Annotated in this window: 16 protein-coding genes; 6 read left to right on the top strand and 10 right to left on the bottom strand. The window is 45.5% G+C overall.

All coding sequences use genetic code 11. From position 1 onward, the window contains the following. Positions 1 to 111 precede the first annotated feature (111 nt). From F6K51_RS21960 to F6K51_RS21950, 3 genes are all read right to left on the bottom strand, one after another. Positions 112 to 606 (bottom strand): DUF3368 domain-containing protein, encoded by a 495-nt coding sequence (locus tag F6K51_RS21960; RefSeq protein WP_293024177.1) that lies wholly within the window; start codon positions 604 to 606, stop codon positions 112 to 114. Then, positions 603 to 851 (bottom strand): UPF0175 family protein, encoded by a 249-nt coding sequence (locus F6K51_RS21955; protein WP_293024175.1) that lies wholly within the window; start codon positions 849 to 851, stop codon positions 603 to 605. Before F6K51_RS21955 ends, F6K51_RS21960 begins: the two co-directional genes overlap by 4 nt. A gap of 386 nt (positions 852 to 1,237) precedes the next feature. Continuing rightward, complete coding sequence (locus F6K51_RS21950) at positions 1,238 to 2,665, bottom strand: serine/threonine-protein kinase (RefSeq protein ID WP_293024173.1); 1,428 nt, start codon at positions 2,663 to 2,665, stop codon at positions 1,238 to 1,240. Positions 2,666 to 2,738: 73 nt separating this feature from the next. Between F6K51_RS21950 and F6K51_RS21945 the strand changes: the two genes are divergently transcribed. Then, positions 2,739 to 2,990, top strand: a complete 252-nt coding sequence (locus tag F6K51_RS21945) for a four helix bundle protein (protein ID WP_293024171.1) — start codon at positions 2,739 to 2,741, stop codon at positions 2,988 to 2,990. Continuing rightward, complete coding sequence (locus F6K51_RS21940) at positions 2,941 to 3,300, top strand: four helix bundle protein (protein WP_293024169.1); 360 nt, start codon at positions 2,941 to 2,943, stop codon at positions 3,298 to 3,300. Before F6K51_RS21945 ends, F6K51_RS21940 begins: the two co-directional genes overlap by 50 nt. On the opposite strand, the gene F6K51_RS21935 is transcribed toward F6K51_RS21940, so the two are convergent. The 7 genes from F6K51_RS21935 to nagA all read right to left on the bottom strand — a co-directional run bounded on the left by F6K51_RS21935 (position 3,269) and on the right by nagA (position 7,668). Next, entirely contained in the window at positions 3,269 to 3,427 is a 159-nt protein-coding gene (locus F6K51_RS21935) for a hypothetical protein (protein ID WP_293024167.1), read from the bottom strand. The two genes, F6K51_RS21940 and F6K51_RS21935, sit on opposite strands and share 32 nt — an antisense overlap. A gap of 6 nt (positions 3,428 to 3,433) precedes the next feature. Continuing rightward, entirely contained in the window at positions 3,434 to 4,405 is a 972-nt protein-coding gene (gene mdh / locus F6K51_RS21930) for a malate dehydrogenase (protein WP_293024165.1), read from the bottom strand. 98 nt (positions 4,406 to 4,503) lie between these two features. Next, on the bottom strand, positions 4,504 to 4,725 hold the full coding sequence (locus F6K51_RS21925) for an NAD(P)H-quinone oxidoreductase subunit O (RefSeq protein ID WP_293024163.1): 222 nt from the start codon (positions 4,723 to 4,725) through the stop codon (positions 4,504 to 4,506). A gap of 24 nt (positions 4,726 to 4,749) precedes the next feature. Continuing rightward, positions 4,750 to 4,926: a hypothetical protein gene (locus F6K51_RS21920; protein WP_293024161.1), complete on the bottom strand. Its 177-nt coding sequence runs from the start codon at positions 4,924 to 4,926 to the stop codon at positions 4,750 to 4,752. Between the two features lie 31 nt (positions 4,927 to 4,957). Then, a complete protein-coding gene (locus F6K51_RS21915; protein WP_293024159.1) occupies positions 4,958 to 5,806 on the bottom strand; it encodes a DNA-formamidopyrimidine glycosylase in 849 nt (282 codons plus the stop codon). A 93-nt stretch (positions 5,807 to 5,899) separates the two neighbouring features. Next, positions 5,900 to 6,115, bottom strand: a complete 216-nt coding sequence (locus tag F6K51_RS21910; RefSeq protein WP_293024157.1) for a photosystem I reaction center subunit IV — start codon at positions 6,113 to 6,115, stop codon at positions 5,900 to 5,902. A 344-nt stretch (positions 6,116 to 6,459) separates the two neighbouring features. Next, positions 6,460 to 7,668 (bottom strand): N-acetylglucosamine-6-phosphate deacetylase, encoded by a 1,209-nt coding sequence (nagA, locus tag F6K51_RS21905; protein ID WP_293024154.1) that lies wholly within the window; start codon positions 7,666 to 7,668, stop codon positions 6,460 to 6,462. 46 nt (positions 7,669 to 7,714) lie between these two features. Here nagA and purE point away from each other — a divergent pair, with 46 nt between their 5' ends. From purE to F6K51_RS21885, 4 genes are all read left to right on the top strand, one after another. Beyond that, positions 7,715 to 8,242 (top strand): 5-(carboxyamino)imidazole ribonucleotide mutase, encoded by a 528-nt coding sequence (purE, locus tag F6K51_RS21900; protein WP_293024152.1) that lies wholly within the window; start codon positions 7,715 to 7,717, stop codon positions 8,240 to 8,242. Positions 8,243 to 8,554: 312 nt separating this feature from the next. Continuing rightward, positions 8,555 to 9,091 (top strand): adenylyl-sulfate kinase, encoded by a 537-nt coding sequence (cysC, locus tag F6K51_RS21895; RefSeq protein ID WP_293024150.1) that lies wholly within the window; start codon positions 8,555 to 8,557, stop codon positions 9,089 to 9,091. Positions 9,092 to 9,216: 125 nt separating this feature from the next. Continuing rightward, positions 9,217 to 10,404, top strand: a complete 1,188-nt coding sequence (sat, locus tag F6K51_RS21890) for a sulfate adenylyltransferase (protein WP_293024147.1) — start codon at positions 9,217 to 9,219, stop codon at positions 10,402 to 10,404. A gap of 608 nt (positions 10,405 to 11,012) precedes the next feature. Continuing rightward, a complete protein-coding gene (locus F6K51_RS21885) occupies positions 11,013 to 13,316 on the top strand; it encodes a caspase family protein (protein ID WP_293024144.1) in 2,304 nt (767 codons plus the stop codon). Positions 13,317 to 13,549 lie beyond the last annotated feature (233 nt).

The following is a 13,549-nucleotide window of genomic DNA, read 5'->3' as shown; positions in this document are numbered from 1 at the left end:
TTTTTTTTATTGATTTATTGGTATAGTTAAGCTGTTCATAATTTAGATTGGGATACCTAACAACTGCTGCGAAGTCTAATAACTTCCACCAGCATTAATCAGCCCTGCCCTCTAGATTTCATCCACCATGTCTAAAATCTGATTATATAAGGCTAGAGACACTCTAAACTCTGAGGTAGCAATTAAGGCATCCATCAACGGCTTGACAGCAACGATGAGATTTTGGTGTTTCGCCTCAACTAAAATACCCAGCAATCCAGTAATCCTTAAGCCCAGACGATCGGCTTCTGCTCGACCACGACGCTCATCAATTAATAGCAAGTCAGCATTGATTTCTAGGGCAAGGGCAATCGCCTCAGATTCTCCAGGATCTAAACTCACCTCACTCTGAAGATGTTCAACTACTTCATAGTTAAGCACTTGCCTGACTTCAAGCCAGGAAGCAGATTGAACTTCGAGAGTGCCAGGAACAGGAGGATCAATGTCTGCAAGTTCACGATAGACTGCTTCAGGAATAATGACTTGATTATAGAGTTGAGGCAGAAGCTGCAAGTGTTGAATGGCTGCCAAATTTGTGATTGCTGATGTATCGCTAATAACAATCACAACCGTCCTAACTCCCGCAAATTTTTCAAGTCAATTTCAAAGTCTTCAACATCGTAGTAGTAAAGGGGAATTTTGCGCTGCTTGAGAAATTGGCGAAACTCGTTGGGTTGCATGTGAGCCAGTCGGCTGGCATAGTTCAGTGTTAGGCGACCTGTTTGAAACAAGTGTAATGCAATTTCCTGACGAAACTCACTTGGGGTAAGCTGGGATGCTTCTAGGATTGTGTCTGAAATAACAATACTCATCGCCAAATTGCCTTATCTATCGTATTTCTAACGATAGCTCAAAAACTTTCTGTTTTTACTAGATTTCAGCTAACTTTTACTAGCCCTCCCATAACTGTCTGGCTCATGGAGGTTATTTCGTTTGCGATCGCACAAATCAATGCTGCACCTAAGCCTGGTCAGGGATAGTCGGGGTCAACCTCAAGATCAATAAATTGTAACAATGCAATAGTTTTCCAACACCCTCTTCTCCCTCTTAACTTACTCATCCCACACCCCCCATCGGTTTTTCCTTTAAATTGCGACAATGCAATACTTTTCCAACACCCTCTTCTCCCTCTTAACTTACTCCTCCCACCCTCCCCACACTTCCCACACAACCCACCCTCTCCCCAAAACATCTCACTCTAATTACTCAAATAAGCCTCTTGTTCCAAATTATCCAGTAAATCCTCAGCAATTTGATACCAAGCTGCCCGGAATTGAACATCCTCTTGTTTATCGGAAAGAGTCTTTCCTTTTAATTGTGGATATGTACTATAAAAAAATTGATCAACTTTCTGATAAAAAGTACCTGGATCAATGTTCAAATCTAGACAACGCTGATAGATTTGCTTTTGCCGTTGCTGCTCTGTGTTACTCACAGATGATTGAGAAGGCAATGATGGTATAGATGGCAATTTCCAGGATATCTTGGGTAATTTTGGTGTAGTAAACCCTCCTCTAGCTACTGCTACCGTTCCAAACACTACTAATAAAGCAATGGACATAGAAAGACCAAAAAACTTTAGTTCACGGTTAGTGGATTGCTGTTTGCGATTGAGCACAGCAGTGAACGTTGTTTTAATGGTTTGACCAGGAGCAGCCACTAAGGTAGCAATCTGGGTAAATAGTGTATTTGGTTGTTTATTTGGTAGCTTAGTTGGTAGATTATTTGGTTGTTTAGTTGGTAGATTATTGGGTAGCTTAGTTGGCTGCTGGCTACTTACCGGCTGGGGAATTACGGTTTCTAGGGCTTCACTGACATCTTGGGCTGACTGATACCGTTCTTTAGGAAGATTAGCCAGCATTTTAGCCAAGACCGATTTGAAGCTGGGGCTAATAGTTATCTCTTGCCAAAGCCAGGTGGCGTGATAACTATCATAAAGGTCTAGAGGCTGTTTACCGGTTAGCAATACTAAAGCAGTTACTGCTAAAGCGTAAAGGTCGCTAGTGGCATCAGCTTTACCATATCGTAACTGTTCATCTGGGGAGTAACCCCGTTTGCCCACTTGAGTTCCAATCACGTGTCCGGTTGATTGGACAATGGCAGTGGTTACCATTTCTTTGACACAACCAAAGTCAATTAATACTGGCTTATTGTCAGAATTCCGTTTAATCAGATTATCCGGAGAAATATCCCGATGAATGATCTGCTTAGAATGAATATAATCTAAAACTGGCAAGATGTCTTGGAGCAGTTTAATCACATCTGCTTCCCTAAACTTTTGACCCTGGACTAACAGCTGGTGATAGGTTAACCCTTCGACATAGTCTTGTACTAAAAAGAGATAATTTTTACGACCAATACTGGTTCTAAGTAACTCTCGAAAACAAGGAATTTGGTTATGTCTGAGCTGGTATAGCATCCCAGCTTCTCGCTCAAATAATTCTTGAGCTTTTTGTAACTCATAGTTGTTTTGAAGTTGGGGAGCAAATTCTTTAAGTACACAACGCTCTTGGTAGCGATTAGCATCTTCAGCGAGATAGGTCCGTCCAAAAGTTCCTTGACCTAAGTCGCCTAAGATTGTATAGCGGTCTTTGATAATTGCTCCAGGTTTTAAGGTATTAGACATAATAGCCGCCAATAATTGATAATCTATAACGCTGGGTGTGGGGAGGGTGGGGAGTGTGGGAAGTGTGGGGAGGGTGGGGAGTGTGGGAGGGGTGGGAAGTTACTGGTCATCAGATAGGGGAGTGTGGGAAGATGGAGAGGACAGAAGAGAAGAGCGATGGCAATTAAAGAAGATGGGAAAGATAGGAGCAGAAAACGAAAAAGGTAAAAAGTATTTTAGAACTCATGAAGATTTGGTTATTTATCAATTGGCATTTGAGACAGCGATGCTAATTTTTGAACATTCTAAAAAGTTCCCAGTTGAAGAAAAATATTCATTGTCTTGATGCAATAGCGAGTGGGGGAAACCCCCAAGACCGCGCTGCATCGCTAACTGATCAAATTCGTCGTTCCTCTCGCTCAGTCTGTGCTAATCTCGCAGAAGCTTGGATAAAACGGAGATATAAAGCCGCTTTTGTAGCTAAACTGAATGATTGTGAGGCAGAGGCAGCAGAGACTCAAGTTTGGTTAACCTTTGCGGTGAAATGCCAGTATCTCACGGTCGAACAAGTCAGAGAACTCTACGGAAATTACAATCAAATTCTTAGTGGATTAGTCAAGATGATCACCAATCCAGATAATTGGTTACTCGACTAACTCCCCAAGCTCCCGAAGCTCCCCACACTTCCCCATCTCCCCATCTCCCCATCTCCCCATCTCCCCATCTCCCCATCTCCCCATCTCCCCATCTCCCCACACTTCCCACACTTCCCACACTCCCCACACTCTCTTAATGACCCAGCATCTCTTGTGCCTTCTTAATATTGTCACGAACTGATTCAGCTGATATCTTGAGGGAGGACAGTTCATAATCTGTCAACTTTAATTCCAAAATTTTTTCGATACCTCGACACCCCAATCGGGTGGGTACCCCTATAAAAATATCTTTTAAACCATATTCACCCTGAAGGTAGGCAGCTGCGGTGATTTGGCGGGATTGGTTGTGTAATATTGCTTCTACCATCAAACAGGCAGATGATGCTGGAGCAAAATAAGCACTGCCAGTGCGCATCAGTTCTACAATTTCTGCTCCGCCTCGGCGAGTCCGTTCGATCAGGGCTTCTATCCGGTCTGGTGTCATCAGTTCCGTGATGGGAACACCGCTAACGGTAGAGTAGCGGGGTAGTGGCACCATTAGGTCCCCATGGCCTCCGAGCACTACAGCATTGACATCCGCAACGGATACACCATTTTCCATGGCAATGAATGTCCGGAATCGGGTAGAATCCAACACCCCTGCCATGCCCATGACGCGATGGGGTGGTAAGTCAGTAGCTTGCCAGGCTAGGTAGGTCATCACATCGAGGGGATTGGTGACCACGATTAACATGGCATCTGGGGATTTTGCGATCGCATTTTTAGCCGCTTCCACCACAATTTTGGAATTGATCTGTAGCAGGTCATCCCGACTCATGCCTGGTTTCCGGGGACTTCCTGCCGTAATCACCACCACATCGGAACCAGCAGTATCAGCATAGTCATTAGTTCCGATAATTTGGCAATCGTGACCTTCAATGCCCCTGGCCTCCATTAAATCGAGAGCAATGCCTTGGGGCATACCTGGTTTAATATCCAGGAGTACGACATCGGCCAGATTTTTCTCAGCAATCCGTTGGACAAGAGTACTCCCTACTCTACCACCACCGATTACGGATACACGGTTGTCGTGGCAGGCAATTGGGGAGTTGGGATAGGGTACCATGATCGGAATGGGTAGGGTGGAAATGCGTTCGCGTAGCCGCTCTTAACGAGCATCGTCTTCAAAAGGGATGCTCGTTAAGACGATACTTTTCAGGCCGGTTAAGACGAGATTTCCAACTGGTCAATACGTAACCAAATGTTGGGGGTAGGTACCCGACCAAATTTGACCAGGGCATAATCCCCCTTAATATCAACAATTTCCCCATCGGTTTCAAACAGATAAGAGGAAAAGCGGGGGTCACTTGCTTTTGCTTCCAGGCTACCCTCTAACTGGGCTTGGATAGCCCGAACCAATACTCCCTTTTTAATTTTCCCAGCCATAAAATCTCTTTTGTCTTTCCTCTTCTATTCTATCGGGGGAATGAGAAATCGGGAATCGGGAATCGGGAATCGGGAATCGGGAACAGGGAATTGGGAATCGGGAATCGGGAATCGGGAATTGGGAGTCGGGAGTCGGTAAAAAATCTTGTTTACCTTATTACCATGAGAACCGATAATTACCCTTAATAGAAATCTCCCCATCTCCCCACACTTCCCACACTTCCCACACTTATCAACGCTGACAGTTCGGACAAAAGTGAGCTGAGCGACCGACTAACTTGGTTCGCTGGATGGGGGTGCTACAGATACGACAGGGTTCTCCGGTGCGACCATAAACCCAGGCAATCCCCTTATAGTTGCCATTGACTCCCTGGACGTTGATAAAATCACTAAACGTGGTACCACCAGACTCAATCGCTTTTTCCAATACTTGGATAATCGCGATGCTCAGCTTTTCGATCTGCTCTAACCCCAAATCTTTACAAAGGGTTTCTGGTCGAATACCACTCAAGAATAATGCTTCATCGGCATAGATATTACCTATTCCTGCTACCAGGGATTGATCGAGCAAGGCTGTTTTAATCGCACGCTGGCGGTGATGGAGCTTACTAACTAGGTAATCTGTAGAAAATTCCTGGGAAAACGGTTCTGGTCCGAGTTGCTTTAGACCAGTGATAATAGTTTCTGGTAATTGGGATGGCGGAATCCACCACATTCGACCAAAGGTGCGCTGGTCGATAAACCTTAACTCCTGGTTGTTTGGGAAAAACAATCGCACTCGCGTGTGTTTTGGGTGAGGCTGGTCTTGACTTAGCCATAGCAGTTGACCAGTCATCCGGAGGTGAACACCTAACCAACCGGCCTGATCACTGTCTGACTTGCTTAGTTTAGCGAGTAGGTATTTGCCCCGTCGATACCAATCACTAATGGTGACAGTTTTGAGTTGGGCTAAAAAATCTTTCGGAGAAATAGGGTGGGCGATGGTGCGCGATAGTAACACCTCTCCACCCTGGATTTCTTGGCCTGTAGTCACTTGATTTAGACCCAGGCGAATTGTTTCAACTTCTGGTAGTTCCGGCACGATTGAGTGCTTTAGTTAATCAATGGTGAGTGCAAGCGTGTTAACTTAGCACTCTACAGACACCAGGAACTCAAATTCCTGAGTCTGGCTAGGTTAACCAACTACTTCCAGTTCAGTCGGTGCATAGTTATTGGTGTTAACCCCAGAGGGGCTACCGCTGTAGCCAGTATAGTTGACCTTATCAAAGCGGACAATCACTGGGTATTTGATACCACTCTTGTCTATACTAGCCACAGTTCCCACATCGTTATACCAGTAGGATTCTTTTCTTTTAATCCGAACTTTTGCACCACGTTTTAGTTCTGCCATAAAAAAATTTACCTTACGCTCTAGTTCTACAGCGTACTACTCAATTAGGCTTCTCCGTTGACTTAATTGTTTAAGTTTTATTAATTTACCTCTAGGGAGTAGGGAGTAGGGAGTAGGGAGTAGGGAGTAGGGGTAAGAAAATTGACTGTATCTCATGAGTATGATTAACTCTATGATTACCCTTACTAAAAATCTACTACGTTTACCAGGCTTACCACGCTTACCCTGTCTAACACACTCTTCCCCCTATTCCCGACTTCTCGGAGAAGTCTATAGAGTTTCGTAGTAAGCGTAAGGTACATTTAAATTTTCTTCCCTGCTCCCTGCTCCCTGCTCCCTGCTCCCTAAAACCCTGGACTTTGTACCCCAACCAATTGAGAACTCCTATAATCTGACAAACGCTGCCAACTCAGCTTTGATGTTTCCTCATCGAGATGCCAGCGTAATAACTGAGCTGGTTGACCAATGTTGAGGGTTGGTAAACCGATGGCTTGGCGAGGGGAAACCGTTGCGAGGGCAATGCCATTCTCAATGCTACAAATCCCCCACTGGACTAAATTCTCTACCCCTACCAATAATGGCAAGGTTGTCCCAGATAATGTCCCATCTGGTAGCCGTGCTGTCCCATTTTTGACCTCTATCTGGCGGGTGTCCCAGGGATAGACGCCATCGGGTAATCCTATTGGTGCTAGGGCATCGCTAACTAGAAAAATCCCTTGTTCATAACCCCCAGCACGGAGCAGCAATTGGATCATGGTGGAACAAACGTGCTGACCATCGGCAATTAGTCCACACTGGACACCGGGAGTAACTAGGGCAGCTCCGAGTAATCCTGGTTTGCGGTGATGGAGTCCTGGCATGGCATTAAAAGCATGGGTTACCATGGATGCCCCATGTTCAAAGGCGCTTTGGGCTTGCTCTGCTGTAGCTTGGGAGTGACCAAGACTAACGATTATGTTGCGCGATCGCAAATACGGAATCACCTCACCAATGCTATCTAACTCTGGCGCTATGGTAATTAGTTTAACCAGATTACCATAGTATCCCAAAACTTCCTTGACATTTTCAAGAGTAAGTGGTAATAGATACTCAAGAGGATGAGCTCCCCGTTTTTGGGGATTGAGAAAAGGCCCTTCTAGATGGACACCCAAGATGCGGGCGCTTGGGGTCTGGTAAGGTTGGGAAGGGATAAATTTAGCAAAGACAGAAAGCGATCGCTGAATCTTCTCTACAGAAGTAGTCACCAGAGTGGGTAAAAAGTGATCGACACCCTGATGCCAAAGGAATTGACAAATATCCTGGAGTAAAGGGATGTGGTGAAAATCCACATCGGTGAAGGCTAAGCCTAGCCCCCCATTAATCTGCAAATCCACACCCCCTAGGGAGACCCAATCCCCAGCAACGTCAAGGATAGCCGGGTTAGGAAGAGTTTCTAGCTTAGGAAGAGTTTCTGGGTTGGGTGCGATCGCGTCAATAATTCCATGAGCATTAATGTGAATATTCTGTAAACCGTGGTAACTAGGGACACGAGCATTGATAATATCTAGAGTCATTAGGGAATGTGGCGAAGTCTAATTCATCTACCATCAAACATGATCCATGACCAATAACCAACCGTTAATTGGGATTATTATGGGCAGCGATTCCGATTTGCCCACCATGCAAAATGCGATCGCAGTATGTGAAGACTTCGGTGTTCCTTCGGAAGTGGCGATTGTCTCCGCCCACCGCACCCCTGAACGGATGGTAAATTATGCCCAAAACGCTCACAAGCGTGGACTCAAAGTTATTATCGCTGGTGCTGGGGGGGCGGCTCATCTGCCTGGGATGGTAGCGGCCCTAACACCCTTGCCTGTAATTGGGGTTCCAGTGTCTAGTCGTCACTTGCAGGGTATCGATTCCCTATACTCAATTGTTCAAATGCCTGGGGGAATTCCCGTCGCTACTGTAGCAATTGGTAATGCCAAGAATGCAGGGTTGTTAGCAGTGCAGATTTTGGGGACTCATCAGCCGGAATTACTAGAGAGAGTGCAGCAGTATCGCCAGAATTTAGCCCAATCAGTGATGGAAAAGCAAGCATTGCTGGATGAGTTAGGTTATCAGCAATACTTAGGGCAGATGAGTTAATCTGGTTGCTGAGACTTTCAGAAGGTTAGCATTGAAAAAGGGCAAAAATACCCATTAAATTGCCATTAGGGTAAGCCACTATAGGGGGGATGTGACAGAAAATAATTCGAGGGCAATCCGACTCGTTCTACTACGTTAAGTTGGGGTATCTCAAAAGCATGCTACGGAAGGGAAGCATCTGTTATAAATGAGCCGAGACTAAAGGCCATAGGACTTACGAGGTTGAGTTTGGTGTTCAGCTGAAATACCAATACCCGATCCACACCAAATCCAACTCATGTCAACAAAAAATCTAGGAGGTAAATAAATTTAATGGAACATCGTGGTGTTACAGTATGGTTAACTGGTCTTAGTGGTGCTGGAAAGACCACTATTACTAAGGCATTAGAAGAAAAACTAAACGCCAAAGGATGTAAGCCCGAAGTCTTGGATGGGGATATCGTCCGTCAGAACTTAACCAAAGGACTCGGATTTAGTAAAGAAGACCGGGATGAAAACATTCGCCGCATTGGCTTTGTTGCCCATCTTTTAACCCGCAATGGAGTTATTGTATTGGTATCCGCTATCTCTCCTTACCGTGAAATTCGAGAGGAGGTCAGGCAAAGGATTGGTGACTTTGTAGAAGTTTATGTTAATGCTCCCCTAAAAGTTTGCGAAGGCCGAGATGTCAAAGGACTTTACAAACGAGCTCGTGATGGAGAAATTAAGAATTTTACTGGTATTGATGACCCCTATGAGCCACCATTAAATCCGGAGGTAGAATGTCGCACTGACCAAGAAGAATTATCAGAAAGTGTGGACAAAGTTCTGAAAAAGCTGGAAGAGTTAAATTATATTTCTAGTACTTGAAGCAGAATCTTTATACCTTAACTAAAGGACTCCACGTACACGCTTTGGAGTGGGAGTCGTATCTTGAGACAATTCTTGAGACAATTCTTGAGACAATTGTAGAACCTAATTATTATTCCTAGAGTATGCAAAGCCCGGTGTTAAGCCATCCTTCACAAACTATCCCAGCTCACGGTGGTCAACTGGTCAACCGTGTCGCTACACCTGAACAACGGCAGGAATTTTTGGATAAAGCTGAATTTCTGCCCAGAGTCACACTGGATAAACGGGCTGTCAGCGACCTTGAAATGATTGCTATCGGTGGCTTTAGTCCCCTGACTGGCTTCATGGCCAAAGAAGACTACGAATCAGTGGTAGACCGGATGCGTCTAGCCAATAACCTACCGTGGTCAGTTCCGATCACCCTCTCGGTTACCTCTGAAGTAGCTGCCCCTCTGCAAGAGGGGGGGTTAGTCCGTTTGGATGATACCAGTGGTCGGTTTATTGGTGTATTAGAACTGACAGAAAAATATTCTTACGACAAAACCCATGAAGCGGTGCAAGTTTACCGCACTGATGAAGACAAGCATCCTGGTGTGAAAGTCGTGTATGACCAGGGAGAGATTAATTTAGCTGGTTCAGTATGGTTACTGGAACGGTTACCCCATCCCCAGTTTCCCTCCTACCAAATCGATCCAGAAAAATCGAGAGCCATGTTCTCGGAACGGGGTTGGAAAACAGTGGTAGGTTTCCAAACCCGTAATCCCATTCATCGGGCTCATGAATATATCATCAAATGTGCTCTAGAAACCGTAGACGGTCTATTCCTTCATCCCTTAGTGGGTGCTACTAAAAGCGACGACATCCCAGCCGATGTGCGCATGCGTTGCTATGAAATCATGTTGGAGAATTATTTTCCCAATGACCGCGTGATTCTGGCAATTAACCCTGCTGCCATGCGTTATGCAGGCCCAAGAGAAGCCATTTTCCATGCTTTGGTACGGAAGAATTATGGCTGTACCCATTTCATTGTAGGACGAGACCACGCTGGTGTGGGAGACTATTACGGCACCTATGATGCCCAACACATTTTTGGTGAGTTTGAGCCAGGTGAGTTGGGGATCATGCCGATGAAGTTTGAGCACGCCTTCTACTGCACTCGCACCCAAGGTATGGCTACCGCCAAGACTAGTCCAAGTACACCGGAGCAGAGGATTCATTTATCCGGTACTAAGGTACGGAAAATGCTGCGTGAGGGAGAATTACCACCACCGGAATTTTCCCGACCTGAAGTGGCAGCAGAACTGGCTAAGGCAATGCACGAGAGGAGTTGAAGGTTGAAGGTTGAAGGTTAGACCGTTGAAGGTTAGACCTTTGAAGGTTAGACCGTTGAAGGTTGAAGGTTAGACTGTTGAAGGTTGGAGGTTAGACCGTTGAAGGTTGGAGGTTAGACCGTTGAAGGTTGGAGGTGAGGCGGTTATTTGGTTATTTGGTTATTTGGTTATTTGGTTATATTCCAAACCTTAAACCTGTAACCTTAAACCTATAACCTTAAACCTATAACCTTCAATCTGTAACCTGTAACCTGTAACCAAATAACCTTCAACCTGTAACCTGTAACCTGTAACCTGTAACCACATAACCTTCAACCTGTAACCTGTAACCTGTAACCAAATAACCTTCAACCTGTAACCTGTAACCTGTAACCAAATAACCTTCAACCTTCAACCTTCAACCTTCAACCTTCAACCAAATAACCTTCAACCTGTAACCTTGGCCTTTCGGCCACGCGCTTCGCAGCAAAGCGGGACGAAGTCCATCGCGTTAAACCTTTAACTAGTGAACTAGTGAACTAGCTCAACTGGGAATCCCACGGCTTGTGGCCGTGGGAGCGCCAATCCTGGTAGGCTGATAGCTGAAATCTGAAAGCTGAAGCGCGGATATGGGACTTAATCGCCGGACTTTTCTGCAAAAAGCTAGTTTGGGATTGGCAACATTAGGAGTAAGTGAAACATTACTATCCCTCCTAGGGAATAGTGGTTTAGCTGTTCCTGGAATAGACCGTTACTTCCAAGTATTAGCACAACCCCTTGGGCGAAAGTTAGCCCTACTAGTGGGTATCAACAAGTATCCTCGTAGCACAGTCTTGGATGGCTGTGTTACTGATGTAGAACTACAACAAGAACTATTGATTCATCGGTTTGGCTTCAACCCGAAGGATATACTGATACTTAAAGATCACCAAGCGACTCGCGAAAATATTGAAACGGCTTTTATTGAACATCTGACGGAGCAAGCGAAAGCGGGTGATGTGGTAGTCTTCCACTTCAGTGGCTTCGGTAGCCAGGTCAAGCTATCTCAAGGGTATCAAACCGATACGTCTGTTGCACTTCAAAATAGCTTGGTTCCAGTAGATGGGAGCCTGACCAAAAAAAAACCTAAGGTAGCCAACGATTTACTGGAAGAAACTCTAGTTTTGCTATTGCGATCGCTCTTCACTGACCAAGTCACTACAGTACTCGATACTAGCCACACGGTAGCTGATAGCCTCCTCCAAGGAAATATTAAGGTACGCTCTAGTACTAACCCACCAGCCCAAGAGGCTAGTCGGGACGAACTGGCTTTTCAAGAGCAACTGCGGCGGCGGATACAGGATTCTGGGAAAGGGATGGTAAACCAGAAATCGGTCTCGGTTGTGCCTGGATCGATGAATCCTATGGCAGGTCTGGTTCTCACCGCTGCTGAACCAAATCAAATGGCCATGGAGGCTAAATGGAATGGTTTCAGTGCTGGCTTATTTACCTATGCTCTTACTCAGTATCTGTGGCAGGCAATACCAACAACCACAAGTCAGGTGAGCCTGACTCACGCTGGTGTGATGGTTAATCAACTGACAGGTACACAACAACAGCCCAGGCTAGGGGGTCAAAGTAGTCTTGAGCCAATACCTACCTATTATTTGCCCCTTGACCCTAGCATGGGAGCGGATGGTGTGGTCACTGCCGTGGAAGATAATGGTCAAACGGCACAGTTGTGGTTGGCAGGATTACCAGCAACAGTTGTGGATTACTATAGCAACAACTCTGTATTGAAATTAGTTGGTGCTAAGTCGGGAGTCTCTCAACTACAAATAACCTCTAAAGATGGTCTGACTGCTAAGGCAAAATTTATTGGTGCTAGTACTAATAACAATCAGCTACAAGTTGGGCAGCTGGTGCAAGAAGCCGTCCGGGTGTTACCCCGTAATATTGGTCTAACGGTAGCTCTGGATGGGAACCTAGAAAGAATTGAGCGAGTAGATGCTACCAGTGCCTTTTCTAGTATCTCTACTGCATCGATAGTGCAAGCAGGGGAACAACCTGCTGATTACTTGTTTGGGAAAGCACTCTCTTCCAAAAATGCTGGGGGAGGGGGTTATGGAATCTTTTATATTGACGGTGAACCCATACCCAATGGAGTTGGGGAAGCTGGGGTAGCTGTGAAGTCAGCAGCTATGGGATTGGCTGGTAAACTGAACACCTTGCTGGCAGCGAAATTGCTGCGTCTAACTGCTAATGATGGGTCTTCCGGTCTAGGTATTCGAGTATCCCTACAGATGATTGAACCAGAGCAAAAGCTAGTGATGCAACTCGAAACATCACGGACAGCTTCCTCCTCACGGGTAGATTTGGTAGGTGAGGGTGAAGCTAAATCTCAGGCTGAGTTGACACAAACTTTGACAGAAGCAGGTGTTCCTATTTTGCCGGTAGGGAGTCGTCTCCATTATCAGATCGAAAACTACGGTGACCAACCGGTCTATTTCTTGCTATTAGGGTTTAATACCAGTGGCAATGCGATCGCACTATATGAACTGCCATTTTTGGAGACATCACAGACTTCAGAAAACTCTCCATCTATCAAAGATGCTGTAATTGCTCCTGGGGAAACCCTAACTCTGCCATCAGCCGTAGCTTCTGTTGGTGGGATTGTCTCAGGTCCTAGTGGAATGGTGGAAATGCAACTTATTTGCAGTCGCTCTCCCTTCACTGAGGCCAGTAAAGCTCTCGACGCTGTGCCATCTCGTCGCGGAATCGGAGCACCAATTGATGATTTGTTTAACCCCTTGGATGTGGCCAAGGCGGTGTTGCAAGACATACATGATGCTAGTGCAAATTCCCTAGATTCTTCCCTCAGTATAGCTGCTGATTCCTACGCCTTGGATGTCAATACTTGGGCAACTCTAAGTTTTCTCTATCGGGTGGTTTAATTTCAGCTTGTTAATTGTCAATTGCTAATTGGCAATTAACAATTGATGCATAAGTGTTTAAGAGGAAATAGGGAACAGGGAACAGGGAACAGGGGGAACAGTGTGAGGACAATACGGTTCGGTTAAGCTTGAAAAGCATGTAAACTGGTAATTGTCATCAAGGTGCGAAGGGCAAAATGCAACTCAAAGAATTCTCCTTGGTTGTACCGAAGATTGAATCAGGTACAGTACTC

The sequence above is a fragment of the Moorena sp. SIO3I8 genome (assembly GCF_010692325.1).
Taxonomy (GTDB): domain Bacteria; phylum Cyanobacteriota; class Cyanobacteriia; order Cyanobacteriales; family Coleofasciculaceae; genus Moorena.
The sequence above is the reverse complement of the archived record's forward strand: the minus strand, read 5'-3'. Positions and strand labels throughout refer to the sequence as shown.

What these genes read in the sequence shown, in the direction of transcription:
- F6K51_RS21955 (WP_293024175.1), bottom strand. Translation starts at nt 851, where the DNA reads ATGAGTATTGTTATTTCAGACACAATCCTAGAAGCATCCCAGCTTACC.
- F6K51_RS21950 (WP_293024173.1), bottom strand. Translation starts at nt 2,665, where the DNA reads ATGTCTAATACCTTAAAACCTGGAGCAATTATCAAAGACCGCTATACA.
- mdh (WP_293024165.1), bottom strand. Translation starts at nt 4,405, where the DNA reads ATGGTACCCTATCCCAACTCCCCAATTGCCTGCCACGACAACCGTGTA.
- F6K51_RS21925 (WP_293024163.1), bottom strand. Translation starts at nt 4,725, where the DNA reads ATGGCTGGGAAAATTAAAAAGGGAGTATTGGTTCGGGCTATCCAAGCC.
- F6K51_RS21920 (WP_293024161.1), bottom strand. Translation starts at nt 4,926, where the DNA reads ATGGGGAGATTTCTATTAAGGGTAATTATCGGTTCTCATGGTAATAAG.
- F6K51_RS21910 (WP_293024157.1), bottom strand. Translation starts at nt 6,115, where the DNA reads ATGGCAGAACTAAAACGTGGTGCAAAAGTTCGGATTAAAAGAAAAGAA.
- nagA (WP_293024154.1), bottom strand. Translation starts at nt 7,668, where the DNA reads ATGACTCTAGATATTATCAATGCTCGTGTCCCTAGTTACCACGGTTTA.
- purE (WP_293024152.1), top strand. Translation starts at nt 7,715, where the DNA reads ATGACCAATAACCAACCGTTAATTGGGATTATTATGGGCAGCGATTCC.
- cysC (WP_293024150.1), top strand. Translation starts at nt 8,555, where the DNA reads ATGGAACATCGTGGTGTTACAGTATGGTTAACTGGTCTTAGTGGTGCT.
- sat (WP_293024147.1), top strand. Translation starts at nt 9,217, where the DNA reads ATGCAAAGCCCGGTGTTAAGCCATCCTTCACAAACTATCCCAGCTCAC.
- F6K51_RS21885 (WP_293024144.1), top strand. Translation starts at nt 11,013, where the DNA reads ATGGGACTTAATCGCCGGACTTTTCTGCAAAAAGCTAGTTTGGGATTG.